Raw genomic sequence first — 25,187 nt, 5'->3', positions numbered from 1 at the left:
GTGACTAGCGCCGAAGCCAACAGCACCGGATCCGCGGCCCGGATCTGGAACCTGCCCAACATCCTGACGATGCTGCGGATCGCGATGGTGCCGTTCTTCGTCTGGTTCCTCCTGCTGGACGCACCGGGCCTGGTCGCCCAGAACGGCGTGTGGCGCTGGGTCGCCGCGGCGACCTTCGCCGTCGCCATCTACACGGACAAGCTCGACGGCGACATCGCCCGCAGCCGCGGCCTGATCACCGACTTCGGCAAGATCGCCGACCCCATCGCGGACAAACTGCTGATCGGCTCGGCGCTCGTGATGCTCTCGCTGCTGGGGGAGCTGCCCTGGTGGGTCACCATCCTGATCCTCGTCCGTGAGTGGGGCGTCACCGCCCTGCGCTTCTTCGTCATCCGCTACGGCGTGATCCCGGCGTCGCGCGGCGGGAAACTCAAAACCGTCATCCAGACCGTGGCCATTTTCCTGTACATCCTCCCGCTGGCCTCGATTGCGCCCTGGCTCGGCGTCGTGGCCTTCGTGGTCATGATGGTGGCCCTGGCCATCACGGTCTGGACCGGCGGCGAATACGTCATCGAGGCCCTCAAGCTGCGCGCCAGCGGCATCCGGGCCCGGCAGCAGAAGATCCAGGAGGGCAAGCCATGACCATTCCGCACCGCACCATCAACCTGCACCATCTGGCCGAAGAGGCCGTCACCGGTGCGATCGGCCGCGGACTGACCGTCGCCACGGCCGAATCCCTTACCGCGGGCATGCTCGCCGCCGTGCTCGCGGACACTCCGGGCGCGTCCGGGATGCTGCAGGGCGGGGTGGTGTCCTACCAGAACGCGGTCAAGACCGATGTCCTCGGGGTGCCCCGGGACCTGCTGGACACCGTCGGTGCCGTCGATGGCCGGGTCGCCGAGGCCATGGCCGAGGGCGCCCGCAGGATCTGTGGCGCGGACATCGGCGTCTCCACCACCGGCGTCGCCGGCCCGGAGCCGCACGGCGGCAAGGATGTCGGCTCCGTCTATATCGGCGTCGCCACCGCGGACGGCTCGACGTCCTACGGGTACAGCTTCGAGGGGAACCGGCCGGAAATCCGCAGCCAGGCCTGCGCCGCGGCCTTGGAACGCCTGCTGGAGGCCCTGGTATCCGCAAGCTACCGGGAGTAAAGTTGCCGGGAACAAAACTCGATTCCTAATAGTTGTTACATTGTGTCGCTTCCCAATAAGGGAGGCGCCTAGGATGAAATCATCATCAGTGTCCGCTTTGACCAGCGGGCTCGACACAAAGAGGGAGCAAGGCGATACAGATGGTAAAGCAGCCCGTATCCGTTAACGGCGTTGTCCGCTGGAAGGATGTGGGCCTCGCCGATCAGGCTAAGAGCGAACAGAAGGAGCGCAAGATGGTTGTACTTCGTCACGAAATCGGTGATGTGCTCCGCGACGTCCGCCAGCGCCAAGGCCGTACCCTCCGCGAAGTCTCGCACAGTGCCCGCGTTTCCTTGGGCTACCTGAGTGAAGTGGAACGCGGCCAGAAGGAAGCCTCCTCGGAGCTGCTCTCCTCGATCTGCTCGGCCCTCGATGTTCCGCTCTCCAGCATGCTCCGCGAAGTCAGCGACCGCGTCGCCGTCGCCGAGGGAGTTGCGGTTCCGGACACCGTCCCGCAGGAATTTGCACAGCGCTACGGCCGTGACCTGGACCGTGAGATCAACTCCGACCTCAACGAGGAACTGGCCAAGGGCCTCCTCTCCGGGGCACGCTAGCCCCCCACCCACTACTCGACAAAAGACCCCGGCGGTGTGCCGGGGTCTTTTGCGTGCCCGGTAGTTTCCTGCCGGCGGTGGTCTGTCGGTGCCTGCGGGCCCGGCGGTTGCCTGTCGGTGCGTGCGGGCCCCGCGGTTGCCCGTCGGTGCGTGCCTGCCCGGCGGCTCCTGAGTGGCCGGCCGCGGCGGAACCGCAGGGTTACTCCGGTTCGTCCCGGGGGAAGCCGTCACGCTCATAGGTGGCGTTGAGTTTGGCGATGTAGCGCGACAGGGTCTGCAGCTCCTCCAGCGGCCACTCGCCAAGCCGCTCGCGGAAGACTTCGCGCCGTGCGTCCTGGACCTCGTGCATCCGATCTTCGCCCGTGGGAGTCAGGCGGATGATCTGCGCGCGCCCGTCGAGCGGATCGGCTTCCTTGGAGACCAGGCCGAGGCGTTCCAGGAAAGCGATCTGACGGCTGACCGAGGGCTTCCCGACGCCGATGCTGGAGGCCAGCTCGGTCAGCCGCATGGGGCCCTGTTTGCGGATCACGGAGAGCAGTCCGTACGCCGCCGGTTCCATGTCCGGATGAACCTGGCGGGAGAGATGGTGTGAAATCGAACGGGCGCGCCGCCAGAGCAGGCTCAGCTGGTGCTCGACGGCGGTCAGTGCCGTTTCGGCGGAATCGTCAGCGCCGCCGGGGATCCCAGGGCCTTCGGCGGGGTTGCTCATGGCAACCATTCTAGGGTCCTCCCGTGCCGTGAGAGACTCGAAGGGTGCGAATCAGTGACTTTTGGCGGCTCATGGACGACGAATTCGGGGCAGGGTATTCCCGGGTCCTCAGCAGCTCCCTGGTCCTTGCGGGGGTGGGCGGCCGGACAGCCGACCAGGCCCTGAGGGCGGGGGTACCGCCGCGGCAGGTGTGGCTCGCGTTGTGCGAGGTCCAGGATGTCCCACCCGAGCGGCGGCTTGGCCGCGACGTCAAACCCCGCTGAGCCGGCTTCCGCGGGGGCTCGGGCAGGGGTCCGTCCCGCGGCCTTTGAGCGCCGCGCCGGCAGCCGGCGCCTGACACGCCGCGCCGATTGTTCGAATATCTGTTCGGGTGGGACTATGCTTTTTTTAGAGCTTTTTCCACATAAGCGGGGCAAGCGGGCAACTCTGTCGGTGGGTGCCAGTAGCTTCAGTAATGACCGAAAAACCGATCACGAACACTGATCACGAACACTGATCACGACACAGGGCCGGAACGGCCACTCCACAGCGAGAAAGTATTAGAGGTGTGAACCATGGCCGCAGCCCCGGATCGCCAGAAAGCGCTTGACGCAGCGCTGGCCCAGATTGACAAGCAGTTCGGCAAAGGCTCCGTCATGCGCCTTGGCGACGAAGTCCGTGCACCCATCGAGGTCATCCCGACCGGTTCCATCGCACTGGACATCGCCCTGGGAATCGGCGGTCTGCCCCGCGGCCGCGTCGTGGAAATCTACGGACCGGAATCCTCCGGTAAGACCACCGTGGCCCTGCACGCGGTCGCCAGTGCCCAGCGCCTGGGCGGCATCGCTGCCTTCATCGACGCCGAGCACGCCCTCGATCCCGAGTATGCAGCCCGGCTCGGGGTCGACACCGACGCCCTGCTGGTCTCCCAGCCGGACACCGGCGAGCAGGCCCTGGAAATCATGGACATGCTGATCGGTTCCGGCTCCCTGGACGTCATTGTCATCGACTCCGTTGCCGCCCTCGTTCCCCGCGCGGAAATCGAAGGCGACATGGGCGACAGCCACGTCGGCCTGCAGGCCCGCCTGATGAGCCAGGCCCTCCGTAAGATCACCGGCCGCCTGAGCCAGACCAAGACCACCGCCATCTTCATCAACCAGTTGCGCGAGAAGATCGGCGTCTTCTTCGGATCCCCGGAAACCACCACCGGTGGCAAGGCCCTGAAGTTCTACGCCTCCATCCGCATCGACGTCCGCCGAATCCAGACCCTCAAGGAGGGCGCAGACTCCGTCGGCAACCGCACCAAGGCCAAAATCGTCAAGAACAAGATGGCCCCGCCCTTCAAGATCGCCGAATTCGACATCATTTACGGCCAGGGCATCTCGCGCGAAGGCGGCATCATCGACATGGGTGTCGAGCACGGCATCATCAAGAAGTCCGGCTCCTGGTTCACCTACGACGGTGACCAGCTGGGCCAGGGCATGGAGAACTCCCGCCGCTTCCTGCGCGACAACCCCGAACTCGCTGCCGAGCTGGAGCGACTCATCAAGGAAAAGCTCGGCGTCGGCGTCAAGGCCCCCGCCGAAACCGCGGCAGAACCGAAGCTGAAGGCCGTTGACGGCTTCTAACGGACGACGGCGCAAGGGGGCAGGATTCCCGTCACGGAATCCTGCCCCCGGCGTTGACGACGCAGACCGGCCCGCTGACGGCGCCCGCCGCGCGGGTCCTGCCGCCGAGCCGGACCGTGACCGGGACCGGGACGCGGACCCCGCCGCCGTGGCGCGGGCCATCGTCCTCCGGCAACTGACGAACTCGCCCAAGAGCCGGCTGCAGCTCGCCCGCAAACTGGCCGAGCGCAACGTCCCGGACGACGTCGCCGAAGCCGTGCTGGACCGCTTCGAGGAAGTGAAGCTCATCGACGACGCCGACTTTGCCGAGATGTGGGTGCGGTCCCGTGCGCAGAGCCGCAAACTCGCGAAGGGAGCGCTCCGGCGGGAACTCGCCGAGAAGGGCATCGGCGCGGAAACCGCCGCCGTCGCGCTGGCACAACTCAGCGACGAGGACGAGGAATCCACAGCCCGCGGACTGGTCCAGCGGAAGCTCCGGGGGGTGACCGGGTTCGAGGACCGCGCAGAGCGGGACAAAACCACGCGCCGGCTCGCTTCCATGCTCGCCCGCAAGGGCTATCAGCCGTCCCAGGCCTTCCGGATCGTGGGCGAAGTCCTCGACGACACCCTGGCCGGTCCGGATGCAGGCTCCCCGGCTGATTCCTGAGGACGCCCCGGCACCGTGCCGACCCGGTACCCTTAACAGGTGAGTTTGACCATTCCTTCCCCAGCAGCCGGCACCACCCCTTCCACGGACGCCACGTCCACCCCGGGCCCCTTGGCGCAGCCCTCCGCCCCGCAGCAGCCCCGCACCTACCAGGTGCGGACCTTCGGCTGCCAGATGAACGTGCACGACTCCGAACGCATGTCCGGGATGCTCGAGGCCGCCGGCTACGTTCCGGCCGCCGGGGAACAGGCCGACGTCGTGGTCTTCAACACCTGCGCGGTGCGGGAAAACGCCGACAACAAGCTTTACGGCAACCTCGGCATGCTGGCGCCGGTCAAGGCCGCCAACCCCGGAATGCAGATCGCCGTCGGCGGCTGCCTGGCCCAGAAGGACCGCGACACCATCCTGAAGAAGGCCCCCTGGGTGGACGCCGTCTTCGGCACGCACAACGTCGGGGCCCTGCCGGCCCTGCTGGAACGGGCCCGCCACAACAAGGAAGCGCAGCTCGAAATCCTCGAGTCCCTCGACGTCTTCCCCTCCACCCTGCCGACCAAGCGGGACTCGGTCTACTCCGGCTGGGTGTCGATCTCCGTCGGCTGCAACAACACCTGCACCTTCTGCATCGTCCCGGCCCTGCGCGGCAAGGAAAAGGACCGGCGCCCCGGCGACATCCTGGCCGAGATCCAGGCCCTCGTCGCCGACGGCGCGATCGAAGTAACTCTGCTGGGCCAAAACGTGAACTCCTACGGCGTCGAATTCGGCGACCGGCAGGCCTTCTCCAAACTGCTTCGCGCCTGCGGGGACATCCCCGGCCTGGAACGCGTCCGGTTCACGAGCCCGCACCCCGCAGCCTTCACCGACGACGTCATCGACGCCATGGCCGAGACCCCCAACGTCATGCCGCAGCTGCACATGCCGCTGCAGTCCGGTTCGGACAAGGTCCTCAAGGACATGAAGCGGTCGTACCGCTCGACCAAGTTCCTCGGCATCCTGGACAAGGTCCGCGAGAAAATCCCGCACGCCGCCATCTCCACGGACATCATCGTCGGGTTCCCCGGTGAAACCGAGGAGGACTTCCAGGCCACGCTCGACGTCGTGGAGAAGTCCCGCTTCGCCACCGCCTTCACGTTCCAGTACTCCAAGCGGCCGGGCACCCCCGCCGCCGAGCTCCCGGACCAGCTCCCCAAGGCCGTGGTGCAGGAACGCTTCGAACGCCTCACCGCCCTGCAGGACCGCATCGCCGCCGAGGAGAACGCCCGACAGCTCGGCCGGCGCGTGGAGGTCATGGTCACGGCCCAGCCCGGACGCAAAGCCGGGGAAACCCACCGGCTCTCCGGGCGGTCCCAGGACCAGCGCCTGGTCCACTTCTCCGTGCCGGCCGGCGCCGGGACGCCCCGCCCCGGCGACCTGGTGACCGTGACCATCACCGAGGCCGCGGCATTCCACCTCGTCGCCGACCCGGCGTCGGCGGACGACTACAGCCTTCGCCGCTCCCGGGCCGGCGACGCCTGGGACAGGTCCCAGGCCGACTCGTGCGGCGCACCCGTCCCGGGGTCCGCCACCGGCGCCACGGGAGTGTCCCTGGGCATGCCTACCCTTCCCGTCCGCGGCCGCTAGCCGGTGGCGGAACCGCAGGACGCCCCGGCAGGCGTCCCACCAGCACCGCCGGTCATCGCCGTCGTCGGGCCGACCGGCTCCGGCAAGTCCGACCTAGCCGTCGCACTGGCCCTGGAGCTCAACGGTGAGGTCATCAACGCCGACTCCATGCAGTTCTACCGCGGCATGGACATCGGTACCGCCAAGATCACCGAGGCCGAGCGCAGGGGAGTGCGGCACCACCTCCTGGACATCCTGGATGTGACCGAGGAAGCGAGCGTCTCGGACTTCCAGCAGCAGGCCCGTGCGCTCATCGCCGACATCCACGCCCGCGGGAAACGCGCCATCCTGGCCGGAGGCTCGGGGCTTTACGTCCGCGCCGCCCTGGACGTGCTGGAATTCCCGGGCACGGCCCCGGCCATCCGGCACCGGCTGGAGGCGGAACTGGAAGCCGGCGGGGCGGCGCTGCTGCGCGCCCGGCTGGAAGGCGTGGATCCGGTCTCCGCCGGCCGCCTCGGCGACGCGCGCCGGATCATCCGTGCGCTCGAGGTGTTCGAGCTCACCGGAAGGCCCTTCAGCTCCTTCATGCCCACCCGCGAGTACGTCCAGCCCGCGGTGCAGCTCGGGCTCGAGGTGGACCGCGGGCAGCTCCGGGAACAGCTCGCCCGCCGGGTCCACGCCATGGTCGAACGCGGGCTGCTCGAGGAAGTCCGGGCCCTCGACGCCGCCGGGCTCCGGCTCGGCCGGACGGCACCGCGTGCCCTCGGCTACGCCCAGTTCCTCAAAGTCCTCGACGGTGAATCCGACGTGGCGCAGGCCGCGGAGGAGACCATCGTCGCGACCCGGCAGTTCGCCCGCCGCCAGCTGACCTGGTTCCGTGCCGACCCCAGGATCCACTGGCTCGACTGGCAGGACCCGGACCTCCTGGCCAGGGCCGCCGCCCTCTGCCTCGCCGGCTGAACGACCGCCTCAGGCGGGGGCCCGCGGGCTGACGGGCCGCGTCAGGCGAATGGCTTGCCGGATGTCCTGCCGCCGCGGTCAGCCGGCGGCCCCGGGCCGGAACGGTAACCTTGGACCATGGATGAAACCCTGACCGTGGCCGCTGACCGCAACCCCACCGGCGACACTGCAGCCCTGAGCGGACTCAAGTTTTCCAAAGGCCACGGAACGGGGAACGACTTTGTGCTCCTCGCGGACCCCAACGGCACCCTGGCAGTGACGCCGGAACAGGTCGAGGCACTCTGTGACCGGCACCGCGGCATCGGAGGCGACGGACTGATCCGCGCCGTCCCGTCCCGGCTGCTTGCGGAGGGCCAGGAGCTGCTGACCCAGCACCCGGACGCCGAATGGTTCATGGACTACCGCAATGGCGACGGCTCGCTCTCCGAGATGTGCGGCAACGGCGTCCGCGTCTTTGTGCACTTCCTGATCGCCGAGGGCCTGGTCGAGCTGCCCGCCGGCGAATCGCTGACCATCGGCACGCGGGGCGGCGCCAAAACGATTGTCCGCACCGCCGCCGGCTACGCCGTCGACATGGGGCCCTGGGAGTTCATCTTCCCCGGGGAGGCCACCGCACGGGCCATGGATTCGCTGGTCAGCGCAACGGGGCTCGAGGTTGCACGGCCCGCCTTGTCCGTCAGCATGGGGAACCCGCATACCGTCGTGGCGCTGGCCGAACTGGCCGAGCTGGAAGCCACTCAGCTGTTCACCGCACCCCACGTGGACCCCACGCCGCCCCGCGGCACCAACGTCGAGTTCGTGGTCCCGTCCGAGCCGCTGGTGCACGACGGCGTCGGAACCATCACCATGCGCGTCCATGAGCGGGGAGTGGGGGAAACGCAGTCCTGCGGCACCGGCGCCTGCGCGGCCGCCGTCGCGATCCGCCACTGGGCCGGCCAGGGCGCCCCGGACGTGTGGAATGTCCACGTCCCGGGCGGCGTCGTCGGAGTGAAGTTCTTCCTCGGGGCGGAGGGCCACGAGCACGTCGAGCTCAGCGGCCCCGCCGTGATCGTAGCTAGTGGGACGCTTTCCTGACACGAAGGATGCGGAACGACTTCGAGATGCTTTCGCGAGTCACCGTGAAGCTGCTGTCCAGCTCCGCGGCAAGCCAGCGCTGCAGGGAATCCGACCCCAGGTTCTTCTGCACGACCAGCCACGCGGAGCCGCCGGGCGCCAGCCGCGGCAGCCAAAGCAGCAGCAGGGCATGCAGCTCATCCTTGCCGATCCGGATGGGCGGGTTGGACCAGATCGTGTCGAAGCGGAGGCCGGGGTCGACGGCGTCGGGGGTGCTGGCTGTGACATTGCCCAGTCCCAGCAGAGCGGCGTTCTCGTTGGTCAGGGTCACGCACCGTTCGTTGACGTCCACGGCGTGGACCCGGGCGTGCGGTGCCCGCAGGGCCAGCGTCAGGGCGATCGGACCCCAGCCGCAGCCGATGTCCAGCAGCGTACCCTGCGGGGCGGGGGCGGGTGCCTCGGCAAGCAGCACGGCCGTGCCCTTGTCGATGCCGTCCGGGCTGAAGATACCCGAGGACGTCTGCAGGTGCCGGGTCTCACCGGCAAGCTCCACGGTCAGTGGCTTGCGGGTGAACGGCCCGGCCGGCTGGGCGCTGAAATAGTGTGCGGACTCCATAACTGCCCAGATTAGTTGGCCCCCGGCCCGTAGGCGAAACCGCGGCGCCGGCCCGTAGGCCGATGGACAGTTTGGCAGCCGGGCCGTCTGCTAGTGTTAAATACATGTTCTTGAACTTCAAGTAGCTGGCACGGGTTAAATCCCGTCCCCGCAGCGACGCAGGTAGCTACCTTCCGCTCAGTGCGCCACCCCGCGATGATCCTGAAAAGGACCCCGCCGCTGGCGCCCGATCCACTTGGAGTCTGGCAGTGCTCACGGAGCCCGGCCGGGCGGAAAGTTTCTCCCTCCTCAAGGCCTAACCACGCCTGTTCCCTCCCGTTCTCACCGCTCCCTCGCGGAGCCCACCCTGCCCCGGCACCGCTGCCGCAGGCATTCCAGGAGCCCCGTTTGACGAATAGACGTCAGCCCAGCGCGAATACCGCCCCAGACAACACCGATCGGCACTATTCTGAAACTGCCGAACCTCTAAAGGAGACCATGACCAGTCAGCCCAACACCGGACCCGATTCAGCAGCCCAGGACATGAGTCCTGCGGAAATCCAGGCTGTCATCGACCGGATCCTCTCCAAGGACACCCCTGCCCGGAAGGCAGCCCCGGCTGCCGGCGAGTCCACATCGGTGCTCGGCAAGGCGCAGGCGATCTCCCGGCAGGGCGAGGAACACAGCAATTACGACGGCGACCAGCAGGACCTCGAGGAACGGCACGCCCTGCGCCGTACCGCCGGGCTGTCCACGGAACTCGAAGACGTCACCGAAGTCGAATACCGGCAGCTGCGCCTTGAGCGTGTCGTGCTGGCCGGCCTCTGGACCGAGGGCACCCTCGCCGACGCCGAGAACTCGCTCCGCGAACTTGCCGCTCTCGCCGAGACCGCCGGCTCGGAGGTCCTCGACGGGATCGTGCAGCGGCGCGCCAAGCCCGACCCCGGAACCTTCCTCGGCTCCGGCAAGGCCCAGGAGCTTAAGGACATCGTGATGTCCACCGGCGCCGACACCGTCGTCGTCGACGCCGAACTGGCACCGTCCCAGCGCCGCAGCCTGGAAGACATCGTCAAGGTCAAGGTCATCGACCGCACGGCCCTGATCCTGGATATCTTTGCCCAGCACGCCAAGAGCCGCGAGGGCAAGGCCCAGGTGGAACTGGCCCAGCTCGAGTACCTGCTCCCGCGCCTGCGCGGCTGGGGTGACTCGATGTCCCGCCAGGCCGGCGGCCAGGTCGGCGGCGCCGGTGCCGGCATGGGTTCGCGCGGTCCCGGTGAAACCAAGATCGAACTGGACCGCCGCCGGATCCGCACCCGGATGGCCAAGCTGCGCCGTGAAATCGCCGCAATGAAGCCGGCCCGGGAGACCAAGCGCGCCAACCGCCGTCGCAATTCCGTGCCGTCCGTGGCGATCGCCGGGTACACCAACGCCGGCAAGTCCTCGCTGCTGAACCGGCTGACCGACGCCGGCGTGCTGGTGGAGAATGCCCTCTTCGCCACCCTGGACCCGACCGTCCGCAAGGCCGAGACCTCGGACGGGCTGGGCTACACCCTGGCCGATACCGTGGGCTTCGTCCGGTCTCTCCCCACCCAGCTCGTGGAGGCTTTCCGCTCCACCCTGGAGGAAGTCGCCGACGCGGACCTGATCCTGCACGTTGTGGACGTCTCCCACCCGGATCCGGAAGGCCAGATCGCCGCCGTCCGGAAGGTCTTCAGCGAGGTCGACGCCCGCAAGGTCCCGGAAATCATCGTCCTGAACAAGGCCGACGCCGCGGATCCCTTCGTGATCGAACGGCTCAAGCAGCGCGAACCGCGCCACGTGGTGGTATCGGCACGCACCGGCGAGGGCATCCCGGAACTGCTCAAGGCCATCAGCGAAGGCATCCCGCGGCCCAGCGTGAGGCTCGAACTGATGATCCCGTACAACCGCGGGGACCTGCTCAGCAAGCTGCACGAGACCGACGCCGAGATCCTCAGCCTCGACCACGAGGAAGCGGGCACCCGCGCCATCGTGATGGTGCGCGAGGGTTTCGCCGCTGAACTGGATTCGTTCATCAGCAATGACTGACGCCGCGGGGACCGAACCCGGCGGAGAACCTTCGGCAGGACCACGCGGCCCGGCCGGCGGGGAGTTCGTCATCGAACTGCTCGACCGCGCCGTGTCCGGCATGGGCGGCCAGAGCCGCGACGGCCAGCACGAGATGGCCCGGCAGGTGGCGCACGCGATTGACAGCGGCGACCACCTGCTGGTCCAGGCCGGCACCGGCACCGGCAAGTCCCTCGCCTACCTGATCCCGCTGATCGCCCATTCGCTCGTCAGCGACAAGCCCACCCTGGTCTCCACGGCCACGCTGGCCCTGCAGACCCAGATCGTCGGCCGGGACCTGCCCCGGCTGCTGAAGACCATCACCCCGGCGCTGGAACGGCCCGTCAAGATTGCCCTCGTCAAGGGCCGCTCCAACTATGTGTGCCGGCACAAGCTCGAAGGCGGCTTCCCCTCCGAGGAGCCCTCCGAAGGCCAGCTCTTCTCGCTCGGCGAGGACACCTCCGTCCCGCATTTCGCCGCGGCGATGGGCGGCCCGTCGTCCCAGCTCGGCAAGGAAGTCATCCGGCTGCGCGAATGGGCCGAGGACACCGTGACCGGGGACCGGGACGAACTCCTGCCCGGGGTCACGGACCGTGCCTGGCGGCAGGTCTCGGTCACCTCCATGGAGTGCCTCGGCGCGCAGAAATGCCCGCTGGCGGCCGAATGCTTTTCCGAACTGGCCCGGCAGAACGCGGCGGACGCCGACGTCGTCGTCACCAACCACGCGATGCTGGCCGTCAGCGCCTTCGAGGGCCTTGCTGTGCTGCCGGAATACGACGTCGTGGTGGTCGATGAAGCCCACGAGCTGCAGGACCGGGTGACCGGCGCGGTGTCCGGCCAGCTCTCCGTCGCGATGGTCCACGCGGCCGCGTCCGGGGCCCGGAAAAACACGGGCATCACCGTGGACGCCCTGAACAACGCCGCGTCCAACCTCGAACTTGCCATTGAAGGGGTCCCCAGCGGACTCATGCCCAACGGACTGAACAGCGAACAGCTGGACTGCGTGGACCAGCTGCGGGACGCGTGCCGCGCGGCGCTCTCGGACTCCAAGGGGGACAGCGCCAACACGGCCGACGGCGGCCGGCAGCTCGCGCGCTCCCGGCTCATGGTGATCCTGGAGCTCTGCGAACGGCTGCTCGCCGCCCGCGAAAACCGCGAAGTGGTCTGGTTCTCCCGCAACAGCACCTTCGACCCGCAGCAGGGCTACTCCCAGCCCGACGAATCCGCGCCGGCCCTGATCAACATCGCCCCGCTCAGCGTCGCCGGACGGCTGCGCGAGGGCCTGTTCGCAGACCACACCGTCATCCTGACATCGGCGACCCTTGCGATCGGGTCCGCGTTCGAACCGGCCGCCGCCGGCCTGGGCCTGGTCGGACCGGGTGCCCCGAGCTGGACCGGGATCGACGTCGGCTCGCCTTTCGAGTACCCGAAACAGGGCATCCTCTATGTGGCCAAACACCTGCCCAAACCCGGCCGGGGTACTTCCCCGGAGGCCCTCGACGAGCTCGAGAAGCTGATCCGGGCCTCGGGCGGCGGGGCCCTGTGCCTGTTCTCGTCCCGGCGCGCCGCCGAGGACGCCGCTGAGGCCCTGCGGCCGCGGCTGGACATGAGCATCCTCTGCCAGGGGGATTCGACCATGACCGCGCTGGTGAAACAGTTCGCCGACGAACCGGACACCTGCCTCTTCGGCACCATGTCGCTGTGGCAGGGTGTTGACGTGCCGGGGACGTCGTGCCGCCTGGTCGTGATCGACCGGATTCCGTTCCCGCGGCCGGACGATCCGCTGATGACGGCACGGTCCCGGGCGGTGGCCCAGGCCGGCGGCAACGGCTTCATGAGCGTGTCCGCGACCCACGCCGCCATCCGCCTGGCCCAGGGCGCCGGCCGCCTGATACGCACCACGACCGACAGGGGAGTGGTGGCAGTGCTGGACTCACGGCTCTCCACCGAGCGCTACGGGGGATTCCTGCGCGCTGCCCTGCCGCCGTTCTGGCCCACCACCGACCCCGCGATCGCCCTCGCGGCCCTGGAGCGGCTCGCGAAGGAATCCCGGCAGCCCGCCACGTAGACCGGCGGGAAGGTGCAGGGCCCCGTCCGGTACCGGCGGGGCCGTGTTCGCAGCTGTTGGCGTGCCGGCTGACCGGTCCTAGAGGGAGCGGAGCACCGAAACGACCTTGCCCATGATGACGGCGTGATCGCCAAGGATGGGCTCGTACTGGGTGTTCTGCGGCAGCAGCCAGGTGTGGCCGTCGCGCTGGCGGAACGTCTTGACTGTCGCCTCGTCATCCAGCAGTGCGGCGACGATGTCCCCGTTGACGGCGTCGCCCTGCTGGCGCACCACCACCCAGTCGCCGTCGCAGATGGCCGCGTCGATCATCGAGTCCCCCGCGACCTTGAGCATAAAGAGCTCGCCGTGGCCCACGAGCTGGCGGGGCAGCGGCATCACGTCCTCGACGACCTGGTCGGCCAGGATCGGCCCGCCGGCGGCGATGCGGCCCACCAGCGGCACCATGGCGGTGTCGGTGGCGCTGGCCAGTTCGGACACGGACAAACCGCCGACCGTACGCAGGCCGCCGGACTTCTCAGCCCCTGAAACCTTCGTGGTTCCCTCGTCGAGGGTCAGCGGCATCAGCACTTCCATGGCGCGGGGGCGCTTGGGGTCGCGCCGCAGGTAGCCAAGTTTTTCCAGCTGGGAGAGCTGGTGGGTGACGCTGGAGAGGCTCGCCAGACCGACGGTGTCGCCGATCTCGCGCATGGAGGGCGGATAGCCGTTGTCCGTGACCGAACGCTGGATGGTTTCCAGGATCTTCTTTTGCCGGACGGTGAGGCTCTTGGGTGGCCGGGCCGCCTGCGGGCCCCGCTGCGTGGCCCTGCCGCCAGTGGCTTGTGCTGCCATGTTCGCCAACGCCTTTCCGTTCCGCCCGGCCGCCGTGGCTGCGGCTGCCGGGAACTTCCGGTCTGAAATGTCAGACCCTGCTGATCAACTGCAGAAGTGGTTGTTCTGTGACTCAAACGTAGGCCAGCCACAGGGCATTTTCAAACATTTGTTCTAGCGAGTCTCGACATTGTTCGTTAATAAGTGCTAAAACAGAACAGGCAGAGTTCGAATATGTGTTCTAGTCATCCGCTGTTTAGAGGGTGGAGCACGGTTCGGGCCCAGCGTGACGTTCGGTTCTTTGTTCGAAGGTTAGGCCGGTTGGCGGCAAGTACGTGGAGTACGCCCGGCGGCACAGTATGGTCCAGGAGGGCTCAGTTCATGTCAGTATCAAGCGCGTTTCACGACACTTTCGGCCGCGACACATTCGGCGACTACGGCCGGCCCGACGGCGGTGCCTCCGCCGGCCGGCAGGGCGGCGTGGGCAACCAGAGCGCTGCCGGCAAGCAGCGGGTCAAGCAGGCGCCGTTGCGGCTCACCCGGCGCGGACGCTTTGTCTTTATCGGGGTGCCGCTGATCCTGCTGGCCGCGCTCATCCTTACCCTCAGCGGTTTCCTCAACGCCCCGGCCAAGGCGGCGGAGTCCGCTGCCGGGCTGTCGCTGACCCCCACCGTGACCGTGACAGTGCAGCCCGGTGAGTCACTGTGGGCCATCGCCGCATCCGTGGCACCGGAGCGGGACCCCCGCGACGTCGTCACCGATATCATCCAGCTGAACAACCTCGAAGCCGCCCGCGTCGTTCCCGGCCAGGCGCTCTTTATCCCGTCCAAGTAACCCGTTCCACTTGTCACAGTTTCAGGGCCCGCGCTGTTCTCACTTAAACTGGTGCAGTGACTGACCAGCTAGAGCGCCTGAACCGACTTCCCCTCCGGACCAACCTGCGCGGCCTGACGCCGTACGGCGCGCCGCAGCTGGACGTCCCCATCCTGCTCAACGTCAACGAGAACACCCATGGTGTCCCGGCTGACGTGCGGGCCGCCATTTCCGAGGCCGTCACGGTTGCCGCCGCCGGACTGAACCGGTATCCGGACCGCGAGTTCACGGAACTGCGCGAGGCCCTCGCTCAATACCTCGGGCACGGCCTGGGTGCGGACAACATCTGGGCCGCAAACGGCTCCAACGAGGTGCTCCAGCAGATCCTTCAGGCGTTCGGCGGCCCGGGGCGCACTGCCCTCGGTTTCCCCCCCACATACTCCATGTACCCGCTGCTGGCCTCCGGTACGGACACCGGGTACATCGTGGGGGTCCGCGCCGACGACTATGGACTCAGTGCCGCCTCTGCCGCCCGCCAGGTCCGCGAACTCCAGCCGAACATCGTTTTCCTGTGCTCCCCGAACAACCCCACCGGCACCGGGCTGGGCCTTGATGTCGTGGAGGCCGTCTACGAGGCCGGGGAAGCCAGCCAGGCCATCGTGATCGTCGACGAGGCGTACCACGAGTTCGCCCACGACGGGACGCCCAGTGCCCTGGCGCTGCTGCCCGGCCGGGAACGGCTGATCGTCTCGCGGACCATGAGCAAGGCCTTCGCCCTCGCCGGCGCCCGGGTTGGCTATATGGCCGCAGCACCGGAGGTGACCGACGCCCTGCGCCTGGTCCGGCTCCCGTACCACCTCTCGGCCATCACCCAGGCGACAGCCCTGGCGGCCCTGCAGCACCGGGTCGCGCTGATGGCCGATGTCGAGGACATCAAGCGCCAGCGGGACAGGATCGTGTCCGAACTGCAGCGGATGGGCCTCAAGCCGGCTGCCTCCGACTCGAACTACGTCTTCTTTGGCGGTCTGGACAACCCGCACGAGGTCTGGCAGGGCCTGCTCGACGCCGGTGTGCTGGTCCGCGACGTGGGCATTCCCGGGCACCTGCGCGTCACCGCCGGGACTGAGACGGAAACCACAACGTTCCTCGAAGCCCTCGAACGGATCCTGGCCGGCCGCGCCGTGCAGCGCGCCTAGACTTAACCCAGGACATCCACCCTGCCCTGAACGCCGGGCACCGTCGTCATCCAAAGGACACCCACATGAGCAACACCGGATCAACCGCTGCCGAGGGCCGGACCGCACGCATGGAACGGACCACCAGCGAGTCATCCGTGCTGGTCGAGATCAACCTGGACGGCTCCGGCGTCTCGGACATCAGCACCTCGGTGCCGTTCTACGACCACATGCTGACGGCGCTGAGCAAGCACTCCCTGATCGACATGACGGTCAAGGCCACCGGAGACACACACATAGATGTCCACCACACGGTCGAGGATGTGGCCATCACCTTCGGCGAGGTCCTGCGCACCGCGCTCGGAAATAAGGCCGGGATCCGCCGCTTCGGCGAAGCCACCGTTCCCCTCGACGAGGCCCTCGCGCACGCCGTTGTCGACGTCTCCGGCCGCCCGTACCTCGTGCACGGCGGCGAGCCAGCCGGCCAGGAATACCACCTGATCGGCGGACACTTCACCGGTTCCCTGACCCGCCACGTCTTCGAGGCGATCACCCTGCACGCCGGCATCTGCCTGCACATGAACGTCACGGCCGGCCGGGACCCGCACCACATCGTCGAGGCCCAGTTCAAGGCCTTCGCCCGCGCCCTGCGCGCCGCCGTCGAACCGGACCCCCGCGTCGAGGGCATCCCGTCGACCAAGGGTGCGCTGTGACCGGGAAGGTCCTGAAGGACGGCGCCATCATCAACCCCGACGCCGGCCGGAAGCCTGCCTCGCCCGAGGGTAAACCCACCGTCACGGTCCTGGACTACGGCTCCGGCAACGTCCGTTCCGCCGTGCGCGCCCTTGAACGCGCCGGTGCCGAGGTAATCCTCAGCTCCCGGCCGGAGGATGTCCTCAACGCCGACGGCCTCGTGGTTCCCGGGGTCGGGGCGTTCGAAACCGTAATGCGCGAGCTCAAAGCCGTTGATGCCATCCGCATGATCGGGCGCCGCGTCGCCGGCGGCCGCCCCGTGCTGGCCATCTGCGTGGGCCTCCAGGTCCTCTTCGAGGCCGGCGTCGAGCACGGCACCGTCGCCGAAGGCATGGGGGAGTGGCCCGGAAAGGTCGAGCTCCTTCCCGCCGACGTCGTCCCGCACATGGGCTGGAACACCGTGTCCGTCCCGGCGGGGTCCAGGCTGTTCGCCGGTGTCGAGGACGAACGCTTCTACTTCGTGCACTCCTACGGGGTCCAGCAGTGGGACTTCGACGTCATCCAGCCGCGCATGACGGCTCCGCTTGTCACCTGGTCAGAGCATGGCGCCCCGTTCATCGCGGCCGTGGAAAACGGCCCGCTGTGCGCCACGCAGTTCCACCCCGAGAAGTCCGGCGACGCCGGCGCGCGCCTGCTGCGCAACTGGGTGGAAGGCCTGCGGGACCGTGCCGGCACCCCCGCCGCCCCGGAAGCCGGTACCGCCTAGATGTGGTCCATCGTCCTGATGGGCCTCGCCGGTCTGCTGGTCGGCGGAGCGCTGTCCTTCCGCCAGCAGAAGAGCCCGCGCTGGGTCCAGGTCGTGTTCTACGTCCTGGCCGCGATGGCGCTGCTCGCCGCCTACCTCCTGACGCTGCCCGCCGCCTGACGCCCCGCAGCGCCCCCGACCCCCTGCCGACCCTGAAAACTGAGGATCCACGATGACCACCGAAACCCCGCTGCCCGTGCTGGAGCTGCTGCCCGCCGTCGACGTCGTCAACGGCCAGGCGGTCCGCCTCGTCCAGGGCGAGGCCGGCAGCGAAACGAGTTACGGCACACCCCTGGAAGCCGCGCTCAACTGGCAGCAGCAGGGCGCGGAGTGGGTCCACCTCGTTGACCTCGACGCCGCATTCGGCCGGGGCACCAACGCCGAACTGCTCCGCGAAGTGGTCGGCCGGCTCGACATCAAGGTCGAGCTCTCCGGCGGCCTGCGCGACGACGAGTCGCTCGAGAAGGCCCTCGACCTCGGGGTTGCCCGCGTGAACCTCGGCACCGCGGCCCTGGAAAACCCGGAGTGGACGGCCCGGGTGATCGAGCGCTTCGGCGACCGGATCGCCGTCGGGCTGGACGTCCGCGGCACCACGCTGGCCGGTCGCGGCTGGACGAAGGAGGGCGGAGACCTCTGGGACGTCCTCGGACGCCTCGAAGAGGCCGGCTGCGCCCGGTACGTCGTCACCGACGTCACCAAGGACGGCACCCTCCAGGGACCCAACGTCGAACTGCTGCGCCAGATGGTGGAGAAGACTGGCAAACCGGTGGTCGCCTCCGGCGGGATCTCCAGTCTGGACGACCTCAAGGTCCTGCGCTCCCTCGTGCCGCTCGGTGTCGAGGGCGCCATCGTCGGGAAGGCCCTCTACAACGGCAACTTCACGCTGCCCGAGGCCCTCGACACCGCCGGCCGGCGCTAGCGGTCCGCAGCATGGAGCACGGTCCCGCGGGCGAGCACGCAGCTGACCTTCCCGCCACCTCACGCCCGTTGCCCGGGCACATCGCGGCGGCACTGGCCGGCGCGGGCGGAGCGGCGGACTCGGCGGGCCAGCCCTGGGCCGGGCGCAGCCTGTCCGGCGACAGCGCCAACATCCACAATTTCGAGGACGACGACGGCGCAGCCGACCCCGGATACCTTGCCGCGCTGGCGGCCCTCGCGGCCGGCGACGCCGACGAAGCCGCGGTGGTTGCCGCGCTGGCCACGGCGCGGGTCTTCGTCCCGATCCTGGCCACCCTGGCCGAAGAAGGCGAAGGCGCCGAGGGTCTGCAGGCCGACAAACAGGCGGACATGGCCCTCGTGACGCTCAAGGCCCCGGACGGGCGGACGGCGATGCCCGTGTTCACCTCGGCCGCTTCGCTGCAGGCCTGGCACCCGGAGGCGCGCCCGGTGGCCGTCCACGCTGCCCGCGCGGCGCTCTCCGCGGTGGCCGAGAACGCCGAACTGCTCGTGCTGGACCCGGGCTCGGCGGTGACCTTCGTGGTGCGACGGCCCGCCGTGTGGGCCCTTGCCCAGCAGCGGGACTGGACGCCGTCGTACGCTGATCCCGAGCTCGCCCGGAGCCTGGGCGAGGCCGTGGTTGGCTTTCCCGCGGTCCGCCGTGTTGAAATTCATCCAGGCGGTGGAGTTGCCTCGCGTGCTGCCGATGGAACGCCGCTGCCGGGCGGGGGCTCCGGCCCGGAACTCCGCGTCATGCTCTACCTTGAAGACGGGCTCGACGCCGCCGGCGTCCAGTCCATCGTGTCCGGCCTCAACAATGCCTGGGCGCGGAATGAAGTATTTGCTGAGCGGGTTGACTCGATCGAGGTCAAATTGCAGCGCGCAGCACCGTAGCTGACGGCCAGCGGGGGAGATCCCGGTGCTGCCGGGGGCAGTACCGGAAGGATGTAAACCTGTGAACTTCGTGTTGTACCGGGAGCTGCTGGCCGTTCGGCCGATCAGGCGGCTCCTGCTGGTGGGGATGGTTGCCCGCATTCCGCACTCCGCGGCCGGGGTCCTGCTGACCCTGCACATCGTCCTCACCCTCGGGCAGGGTTACGCCGCGGCCGGGGCCGCGGCTGCCGTGATGACCATCGGCATTGCCGTCGGAGCACCCTGGCGCGGCCGGCGCGTCGATACCGTCGGCCTGCGGCGGGCGCTCATTCCGTCGGTCATCTCCGAGGCTGTCATCTGGTCCGTGGTGCCGCACGTCTCCTACGAGCTGCTGCTGCCGCTGGTGTTCGTCGGGGGCCTGCTGACACTGCCGATCTTCAGCGTCGTCCGCCAGTCCCTCGGCGTCCTCGCCACGGGGGAGCAGCGGCGCACGGCCTTCGCCCTCGACGCCATCTCCACCGAACTGGTCTTTATGATCGGCCCCGCGGCGGGAGCCCTCGTCGCGACCGCCGGACTCTCGGTCCTGGGACTGACGATTGTTGGCGTCGCCACCTCGGCGTCCGGGCTCTTCCTGATGTGGTTCAACCCGCCGACCCGCAGCGCCGAGCCCGGCCCTGGGGCCGGTGCCGCGTCCGATCCAGAGTCCGACGCCGCCTTCGAGGCCAGCCAGCAGGAAGCCGCCGAGGTTGCGGTGGTCGCCGCTGCCCCGGCCCACCTGCAGGAGGCTGCCGCCGAGTTCGCCCCGCTGGCCGCCGCCGGGGACAGGCGGCTGGAGCGGGCCGGGCTGCGGCACAGGGTCATCCATAACTTCGTCTGGTTCACCCCCGCGGTGGCCGCCGTCTTTGCCGTCGCCGCAGGGGCCGGCATGGTCCTCAGCGGCACCGACGTCGGAATCGTGGCCGCCCTCGAAACCGGCGGCCACCAGGCCGAGATCGGACTGGTCTTCCTGTTCTGGTGCGGGGCCTCGGTGGTTGGCGGTGTGATCTATGGCGCCATGCACCGGCCCATCTCGCCGATCCTGCTGCTGCTGGGGATGTCCGCGCTGAGCATTCCCATGGCTTTCGCGCAGGACACCTGGACCCTGAGCTTGCTCGCGCTCCTGCCGGGACTGCTGTGCGCACCGGTGCTCTCGGCCGCCTCGGAGAAGGTCGCCGAACTCGTCGACGAGCGCCGCCGCGGCGAGGCAATGGGCTGGTACGGCTCGGCCCTCACCGGCGGCGTCGCACTCGGGGCGCCGCTCGCCGGCGTGTTCATCGACGCCGTCGGTCCCTGGGCCGGGTTCGTGGCCGTGGGGGTGGGCGGCGTCGCGCTGTGTCTGCTGGGGCTGGCGCTGCAGCACCGCCGACGGCGGCGCCTGGCCGCGGCCTGAACGCACCGGGACAAGCTCGGCCCTAAGCCTCAGCCTGAGCGCACCGGGACCGGCGCGGCCCTAAGCCGTGGGCCTTAAAACGATGGCGGCGGGCGGACCAATTTGGTCCGCCCGCCGCCGCGGTGCCGCTGGAGATACTCTGTGCTTCGTTGACCGGTGCTTAGTTGACGGGGCCGGTGTACTTCTCGCCCGGGCCCTTGCCCGGCGCGTCCGGGATGGTGGATTCCTCGCGGAAGGCCAGCTGCAGGGACCGCAGCCCGTCGCGCAACGGTCCGGCATGCTGGGAGCCGATCTCCGGAGCGGCCGCTGTCACCAGCCCGGCGAGGGCCGTGATCAGCTTGCGGGCTTCGTCCAGGTCCTTGAGCTCTTCGGCGTTCTCCTCGGCGGCGAGGCCGAGCTTCACGGCGGCGGCGCTCATCAGGTGCACGGCGGCGGTGGTGATGACCTCGATCGCGGGCACCTCGGAGATGTCGCGGATCTGCTGTGAGACGTCGCCCTGGGCGCTGGCGGGCTCGTAAACGTGTGAATTACTGTCTGAAGTGCTCATGCTGGTAAGCTTGTCACAGACCGACTGATTGTCGTTATTTCGCTCCAGTTCCACTGACATTCACTAACATTGTTTGTCAGTAACACTGCAGCGGCCTGACAGCCGGAACCCGTCCGCAACCGACACGCCCGTTGTGTAGGTGCGCCGGACGGGATTTCTTCTGTAGAATCGACTTTCAGTTTGCAAGCGGAGTTCTCTCCCACCCGCGTCAACCGCTCTCCTTCGGGAAGCTTCGCAAGAAGCAAGGTTGCCGGGTACCTGGTCGGGCATTTTCCCGGGCGTCAGCCCTGGCAGGATGCATGCCACCTCACACGGGGAAGGCAGTTCCGATCTTCGAGGCCTTCGATTGCTCCGGCAATTGGGGGCCTTCTCTTTTTGCCGGTGGAATACCCCTCACGAACACAGGAGCTTTAACATTAGCGAGCCAAGAATCAATGAGCGTATCCGCGTCCCCGAGGTGCGGCTGGTCGGCCCTGCAGGCGAGCAAGTAGGCGTTGTCCGTATTGAGGATGCCCTGCGTTTGGCTGCCGAGTCCGATCTTGATCTCGTTGAAGTTGCACCGCAGGCCAAGCCTCCGGTGTGCAAGCTGATGGACTTCGGCAAGTACAAGTACGAAGCCGCAGTCAAGGCACGTGAAGCCCGGAAGAACCAGACCAACACGGTCCTGAAGGAAATCCGCTTCCGCCTGAAGATCGACACCCACGACTACGAGACGAAGCGCGGCCACGCGCTCCGCTTCCTCGGCGCCGGTGACAAGGTCAAGGCCATGATCCAGTTCCGCGGCCGTGAGCAGCAGCGCCCCGAGATGGGCATCCGCCTGCTCCAGCGCTTCGCGGACGACGTCGCCGAAGTCGGCGTCGTGGAGTCCAGCCCGCGCATCGATGGCCGCAACATGGTCATGGTCGTCGGCCCCTTGAAGAACAAGGCCGAAGCCAAGGCAGAGGCCCGCCGCGCATCGCAGCGTGCGGAAGCCAAGGCCGAAAACGAAGCCAAGGCTTCGGGTGACTTCCGCGTTGACACCTCCGGCCCCGAAGCACCCCTGACGCAGTCGCTCGCCGATCTGCTGCCGGAGGGCTACCAGGTCCGGACCGAGGCGCCCAAGGCTGAGGTGACCGCCACGGAAGCTCCGGCAACGGAAGCCCCCGCGGAGGAAGCCGCTCCCGCCGTGGAGGCTCCGGCTGAAAAGGCCGAGGCCGATCAGGTCGAAGCCGCGAAGGCCCCGGCCGCCGAGGCCAAGGTTGCGGAAGCCCCGGCAGCGAAGGCTCCCGTCCAGGAAGCGCCGCAGCAGGAGGCCGCCAAGGCTCCCAAGGCCGCTCCGAAGCGCGAGGCTCCCAAGGCTGAGGCCCCGAAGGCCGCCGTCAAGCCGGCAGTGGCCAAGGCGCCCGCAGCGCCCAGGGCCGCCGCCAAGGCTCCGGAAGCTGCGAAGGCTCCCGAAGCTGCCAAGGCGGCTCCGGCGGCAGCACCGAAGCCGGTTGCTGCACCGAAGCCGGTGCCGCGTCCCGCGGCGCCGAAGCCTGCTGCGCGGCCGGCTGCCCCCAAGGCCGCCGCCAAGCCGGGCACCAAGAAGACCAACTAGCTCAGGGCTGCCGGACAGCAATGTCCGGCAGCAAGCAACCAGCACGCCGCCCGCAGGGGCGGCTGCACGAAAGACTGCAGACGCTGTCTGCGGATACGTAAGGAGATCGGTTCCCATGCCGAAGATGAAGACCCACAGTGGTGCTAAGAAGCGCTTCAAGCTGACCGGCAGCGGCAAGCTGCGCCGCCAGCAGGCCAACCGCCGCCACTACCTTGAGCACAAGTCCTCCAGGCTGACCCGCCGCCTCGCCGGCGACAAGATCGTCTTCAAGGGCGACGCCAAGGTCATCCGGAAGATGCTCGGCATCTAAGTTCCAAGTTCTCTGATTGTTCGCCACCTGGCAGCAGTCAACTACCAAAAAGGCTTCTCAGGCCAGCCGGTTGTTCCGGCAGTAGACGCTTGGGATCAGAATTCTGAAGGAGTACGCACGTGGCACGTGTGAAGAGGGCGGTCAACGCCCACAAGAAGCGCCGGGTTATCCTTGAGCGCGCCAAGGGCTACCGTGGACAGCGTTCACGCCTGTACCGCAAGGCCAAAGAGCAGCTGCTGCACTCGTTTGTGTACAGCTACGGTGACCGCAAGAAGAAGAAGGGCGACTTCCGTCGCCTGTGGATCCAGCGCATCAATGCTGCATCCCGCGCCAACGGCCTGACCTACAACCGTCTGATCCAGGGCCTCAAGGCCGCTGAGGTCGAGGTTGACCGCCGTATGCTCGCCGAGCTGGCCGTCTCTGACGCCAACGCCTTCGCCGCGCTGGTCAAGATCGCCAAGGACTCGCTGCCCGCCGACACGTCCGCTCCGGCCGTTCAGGCTGAGGCTGCACCGGCTGCCAAGAAGCCGGCCGCCAAGAAGGTCGCCGCCAAGAAGCCGGCTGCCAAGAAGGCCGCCGACAAGGCTGCCGAATAGCACCTGTAGTCGTCCGATAACGACGTCGTTCAGGAACCGGCTGGAAAGCTACTAAGGTTCTTGTATGAACGAAACCGGGCGCCCGCAAGATGTTTTACTTTCCAATCCCCGAGCTGATCGGGTGAGGAAGGTGGCACAGCTTGCCGGGCGCCCGGCCCGGTTAAAGCGCAGCGAGTTCCTTGCGGAGGGCCCGCAGGCTGTCCGCGAAGCCTTGACCCTGCACCAGAAGAGGATTGCCGCAGGGGAGCCCGGCGTCGTCTATGAGGTCTACGCGAGCGAGGCCTGCCTCGACCGGCACCCGGACCTGGAGTCACTCGCGGAAGGGGTCACGGCGTTCCTCGCCACTGACGAAGTGCTCGCCGCGATGGCGGACACGGTCACCCCGCAGGGCATTCTGGCCGTCTGCGGTTTCCTGGACGTGAGCCTTGAGCAGGTGCTCGACGCCGGCCCGAGGCTGATTGCCGTGCTGTGCCAGGTCCGCGATCCCGGCAACGCCGGTACCGTGCTCCGGGCAGCCGACGCGGCCGGCGCGGACGCCGTCATCCTGACCGCCTCCAGCGTGGACATCTACAACCCCAAAGCCGTGCGCTCGACGGCGGGGTCCCTCTTCCACTTGCCCGTGGTGCTCGGCGCCGAAGTCGAGGAGATCGTGGCCCGCTGCAAGGAACGCGGCATCGGAGTCCTCGCCGCCGACGGCAGCGGGGAACTGAACCTGGACCGGCTCCAGGACCAGAACGCGGCCCGCCGGCTGGGCGCACCGCCCCGCGAGTCCGTGTACGCCCTGGAGAACCCGACCGCCTGGCTGTTCGGCAACGAGGCCCAGGGCCTCGCCGAGGAGGAACTCGCCCTGGCCGACCACCGGGTGGCTGTGCCCGTCTACGGGGCGGCTGAAAGCCTCAACCTGGGAACCGCGGCGACGGTCTGCCTCTACGCCAGCGCCCGTTCACAGCAGGACGGCGCCACAAACCCCGCCGGCTGATCTCCGCTCTGGTTTGCGGCCGTCGCCCGGCACCTGAGACAAAGGCGCGGCTGGCACGGAAGTAGGGCTGGCAAGAAAAATTACGGCTGGCACAAGTACGGCTGGCACAAGTACGGCTGGCACAACAGTACGGCGGGGGTCCACCGAAAGGTGGGCCCCCGCCGTCGTACGTGTGCAGTTAACTGGTCTTTTTGCGTCCTGTGATCGCGCCGTAGACAAGGGCCACGACCAGGCCGCCGACAATGGCCAGGAGCCAGGAACCGAGATTCCAGAATTCCATCTTGCCGCCGCCGAACAGGAGATCGCCGATCCAGCCGCCGACAACTGCCCCGACAACGCCAAGCACGAGGCTGGTGACCCAGCCGCCGCCGACCCTGCCAGGCATAACTGCCTTGACGATTGCACCTACTATGAGTCCGAGAATGATCCAGCCAAGAAAGCCCATTACTCCTCCTACATATCGTCGGCATTCAAATGGTGAATCCCGATTATGGCTTCAAGCTAACATAGGCCAGATTGCTTGTCAGCAGGATCACACCCAATCGTTATCTGCCCGGTGACCTGCGGAGTTGCTGGCCAATCAGA

The 25,187-nt window shown here is 68.1% G+C and carries 28 protein-coding genes; 23 read left to right on the top strand and 5 right to left on the bottom strand.

Annotated features, from left to right (window positions below; all coding sequences use genetic code 11):
• The 3 genes from pgsA (at window position 1) to QK291_RS07640 (ending at window position 1,744) form a co-directional block, all read left to right on the top strand.
• Complete coding sequence (pgsA, locus tag QK291_RS07650; RefSeq protein ID WP_282380571.1) at window positions 1–642, top strand: CDP-diacylglycerol--glycerol-3-phosphate 3-phosphatidyltransferase; 642 nt, start codon at window positions 1–3, stop codon at window positions 640–642.
• Window positions 639–1,151: a CinA family protein gene (locus QK291_RS07645; protein ID WP_282380569.1), complete on the top strand. Its 513-nt coding sequence runs from the start codon at window positions 639–641 to the stop codon at window positions 1,149–1,151. The genes pgsA and QK291_RS07645 overlap by 4 nt, the downstream gene beginning before the upstream one ends.
• Before the next feature lie 140 nt (window positions 1,152–1,291).
• Window positions 1,292–1,744, top strand: a complete 453-nt coding sequence (locus tag QK291_RS07640) for a helix-turn-helix transcriptional regulator (RefSeq protein WP_282380567.1) — start codon at window positions 1,292–1,294, stop codon at window positions 1,742–1,744.
• Between the two features lie 199 nt (window positions 1,745–1,943).
• Here the strand turns inward: QK291_RS07640 and QK291_RS07635 are convergent, their stop codons facing one another.
• Window positions 1,944–2,453 carry a MarR family winged helix-turn-helix transcriptional regulator gene (locus QK291_RS07635; protein ID WP_282380565.1) on the bottom strand — a complete coding sequence of 170 codons (510 nt, stop codon included), beginning with the start codon at window positions 2,451–2,453 and terminating at the stop codon, window positions 1,944–1,946.
• Window positions 2,454–2,497: 44 nt separating this feature from the next.
• On the opposite strand from QK291_RS07635, the gene QK291_RS07630 reads away from it, so the two are divergent.
• From QK291_RS07630 to dapF, 6 genes are all read left to right on the top strand, one after another.
• Window positions 2,498–2,716 carry a DUF3046 domain-containing protein gene (locus QK291_RS07630; RefSeq protein ID WP_282380563.1) on the top strand — a complete coding sequence of 73 codons (219 nt, stop codon included), beginning with the start codon at window positions 2,498–2,500 and terminating at the stop codon, window positions 2,714–2,716.
• Window positions 2,717–3,007: 291 nt separating this feature from the next.
• Window positions 3,008–4,060 (top strand): recombinase RecA, encoded by a 1,053-nt coding sequence (recA, locus tag QK291_RS07625; RefSeq protein WP_069951200.1) that lies wholly within the window; start codon window positions 3,008–3,010, stop codon window positions 4,058–4,060.
• A gap of 148 nt (window positions 4,061–4,208) precedes the next feature.
• Complete coding sequence (locus QK291_RS07620; protein ID WP_282380828.1) at window positions 4,209–4,706, top strand: regulatory protein RecX; 498 nt, start codon at window positions 4,209–4,211, stop codon at window positions 4,704–4,706.
• A 39-nt stretch (window positions 4,707–4,745) separates the two neighbouring features.
• Entirely contained in the window at window positions 4,746–6,323 is a 1,578-nt protein-coding gene (gene miaB / locus QK291_RS07615) for a tRNA (N6-isopentenyl adenosine(37)-C2)-methylthiotransferase MiaB (RefSeq protein ID WP_282380558.1), read from the top strand.
• Between the two features lie 3 nt (window positions 6,324–6,326).
• Window positions 6,327–7,262: a tRNA (adenosine(37)-N6)-dimethylallyltransferase MiaA gene (gene miaA / locus QK291_RS07610; RefSeq protein WP_282380557.1), complete on the top strand. Its 936-nt coding sequence runs from the start codon at window positions 6,327–6,329 to the stop codon at window positions 7,260–7,262.
• A gap of 117 nt (window positions 7,263–7,379) precedes the next feature.
• Window positions 7,380–8,336, top strand: coding sequence for a diaminopimelate epimerase (dapF, locus tag QK291_RS07605; protein WP_282380555.1), 957 nt, complete (start codon window positions 7,380–7,382; stop codon window positions 8,334–8,336).
• Here dapF and QK291_RS07600 read toward each other — a convergent pair.
• A complete protein-coding gene (locus QK291_RS07600; protein ID WP_282380553.1) occupies window positions 8,317–8,931 on the bottom strand; it encodes a methyltransferase in 615 nt (204 codons plus the stop codon). The genes dapF and QK291_RS07600 overlap by 20 nt on opposite strands.
• A gap of 477 nt (window positions 8,932–9,408) precedes the next feature.
• Between QK291_RS07600 and hflX the strand changes: the two genes are divergently transcribed.
• Window positions 9,409–10,977 (top strand): GTPase HflX, encoded by a 1,569-nt coding sequence (gene hflX / locus QK291_RS07595; protein WP_282380551.1) that lies wholly within the window; start codon window positions 9,409–9,411, stop codon window positions 10,975–10,977.
• Complete coding sequence (locus tag QK291_RS07590) at window positions 10,970–13,063, top strand: ATP-dependent DNA helicase (RefSeq protein WP_282380549.1); 2,094 nt, start codon at window positions 10,970–10,972, stop codon at window positions 13,061–13,063. Before hflX ends, QK291_RS07590 begins: the two co-directional genes overlap by 8 nt.
• Window positions 13,064–13,141: 78 nt before the next feature.
• Here QK291_RS07590 and lexA read toward each other — a convergent pair whose 3' ends face one another.
• A complete protein-coding gene (gene lexA, locus QK291_RS07585) occupies window positions 13,142–13,891 on the bottom strand; it encodes a transcriptional repressor LexA (RefSeq protein ID WP_282380547.1) in 750 nt (249 codons plus the stop codon).
• 360 nt (window positions 13,892–14,251) lie between these two features.
• Here lexA and QK291_RS07580 point away from each other — a divergent pair, with 360 nt between their 5' ends.
• The 8 genes from QK291_RS07580 (at window position 14,252) to QK291_RS07545 (ending at window position 20,594) form a co-directional block, all read left to right on the top strand.
• Window positions 14,252–14,704 carry a LysM peptidoglycan-binding domain-containing protein gene (locus QK291_RS07580; RefSeq protein ID WP_282380545.1) on the top strand — a complete coding sequence of 151 codons (453 nt, stop codon included), beginning with the start codon at window positions 14,252–14,254 and terminating at the stop codon, window positions 14,702–14,704.
• 56 nt (window positions 14,705–14,760) lie between these two features.
• Entirely contained in the window at window positions 14,761–15,879 is a 1,119-nt protein-coding gene (locus tag QK291_RS07575) for a histidinol-phosphate transaminase (RefSeq protein WP_282380543.1), read from the top strand.
• Between the two features lie 65 nt (window positions 15,880–15,944).
• Window positions 15,945–16,571 carry an imidazoleglycerol-phosphate dehydratase HisB gene (gene hisB, locus QK291_RS07570; RefSeq protein WP_282380541.1) on the top strand — a complete coding sequence of 209 codons (627 nt, stop codon included), beginning with the start codon at window positions 15,945–15,947 and terminating at the stop codon, window positions 16,569–16,571.
• Complete coding sequence (gene hisH, locus QK291_RS07565) at window positions 16,568–17,317, top strand: imidazole glycerol phosphate synthase subunit HisH (protein WP_282380540.1); 750 nt, start codon at window positions 16,568–16,570, stop codon at window positions 17,315–17,317. The genes hisB and hisH overlap by 4 nt, the downstream gene beginning before the upstream one ends.
• Complete coding sequence (locus tag QK291_RS07560) at window positions 17,318–17,476, top strand: hypothetical protein (RefSeq protein ID WP_282380539.1); 159 nt, start codon at window positions 17,318–17,320, stop codon at window positions 17,474–17,476.
• A gap of 52 nt (window positions 17,477–17,528) precedes the next feature.
• Window positions 17,529–18,275, top strand: coding sequence for a bifunctional 1-(5-phosphoribosyl)-5-((5-phosphoribosylamino)methylideneamino)imidazole-4-carboxamide isomerase/phosphoribosylanthranilate isomerase PriA (gene priA, locus QK291_RS07555; RefSeq protein WP_282380537.1), 747 nt, complete (start codon window positions 17,529–17,531; stop codon window positions 18,273–18,275).
• Between the two features lie 11 nt (window positions 18,276–18,286).
• On the top strand, window positions 18,287–19,186 hold the full coding sequence (locus QK291_RS07550) for an SseB family protein (RefSeq protein ID WP_282380535.1): 900 nt from the start codon (window positions 18,287–18,289) through the stop codon (window positions 19,184–19,186).
• 61 nt (window positions 19,187–19,247) lie between these two features.
• Window positions 19,248–20,594, top strand: coding sequence for an MFS transporter (locus tag QK291_RS07545; protein WP_282380534.1), 1,347 nt, complete (start codon window positions 19,248–19,250; stop codon window positions 20,592–20,594).
• A 160-nt stretch (window positions 20,595–20,754) separates the two neighbouring features.
• Here QK291_RS07545 and QK291_RS07540 read toward each other — a convergent pair whose 3' ends face one another.
• Window positions 20,755–21,141 (bottom strand): DUF1844 domain-containing protein, encoded by a 387-nt coding sequence (locus tag QK291_RS07540; RefSeq protein ID WP_282380533.1) that lies wholly within the window; start codon window positions 21,139–21,141, stop codon window positions 20,755–20,757.
• A gap of 346 nt (window positions 21,142–21,487) precedes the next feature.
• On the opposite strand from QK291_RS07540, the gene infC reads away from it, so the two are divergent.
• The 4 genes from infC (at window position 21,488) to QK291_RS07520 (ending at window position 24,602) form a co-directional block, all read left to right on the top strand.
• Window positions 21,488–22,717, top strand: a complete 1,230-nt coding sequence (gene infC, locus QK291_RS07535; RefSeq protein ID WP_348994561.1) for a translation initiation factor IF-3 — start codon at window positions 21,488–21,490, stop codon at window positions 22,715–22,717.
• Window positions 22,718–22,832: 115 nt separating this feature from the next.
• Complete coding sequence (gene rpmI / locus QK291_RS07530) at window positions 22,833–23,027, top strand: 50S ribosomal protein L35 (protein ID WP_009358635.1); 195 nt, start codon at window positions 22,833–22,835, stop codon at window positions 23,025–23,027.
• Between the two features lie 119 nt (window positions 23,028–23,146).
• A complete protein-coding gene (rplT, locus tag QK291_RS07525) occupies window positions 23,147–23,623 on the top strand; it encodes a 50S ribosomal protein L20 (RefSeq protein WP_282380531.1) in 477 nt (158 codons plus the stop codon).
• A gap of 64 nt (window positions 23,624–23,687) precedes the next feature.
• Complete coding sequence (locus QK291_RS07520) at window positions 23,688–24,602, top strand: RNA methyltransferase (protein WP_282380529.1); 915 nt, start codon at window positions 23,688–23,690, stop codon at window positions 24,600–24,602.
• 178 nt (window positions 24,603–24,780) lie between these two features.
• Here QK291_RS07520 and QK291_RS07515 read toward each other — a convergent pair whose 3' ends face one another.
• Entirely contained in the window at window positions 24,781–25,047 is a 267-nt protein-coding gene (locus tag QK291_RS07515; RefSeq protein WP_282380527.1) for a GlsB/YeaQ/YmgE family stress response membrane protein, read from the bottom strand.
• Between the last annotated feature and the right edge of the window lie 140 nt (window positions 25,048–25,187).

Origin of the sequence: Arthrobacter sp. AL12, assembly GCF_029960645.1 — a bacterium.
Classification (GTDB): Bacteria; Actinomycetota; Actinomycetes; order Actinomycetales; family Micrococcaceae; genus Arthrobacter.
This window is presented reverse-complemented; position numbering and strand designations above follow the sequence as displayed.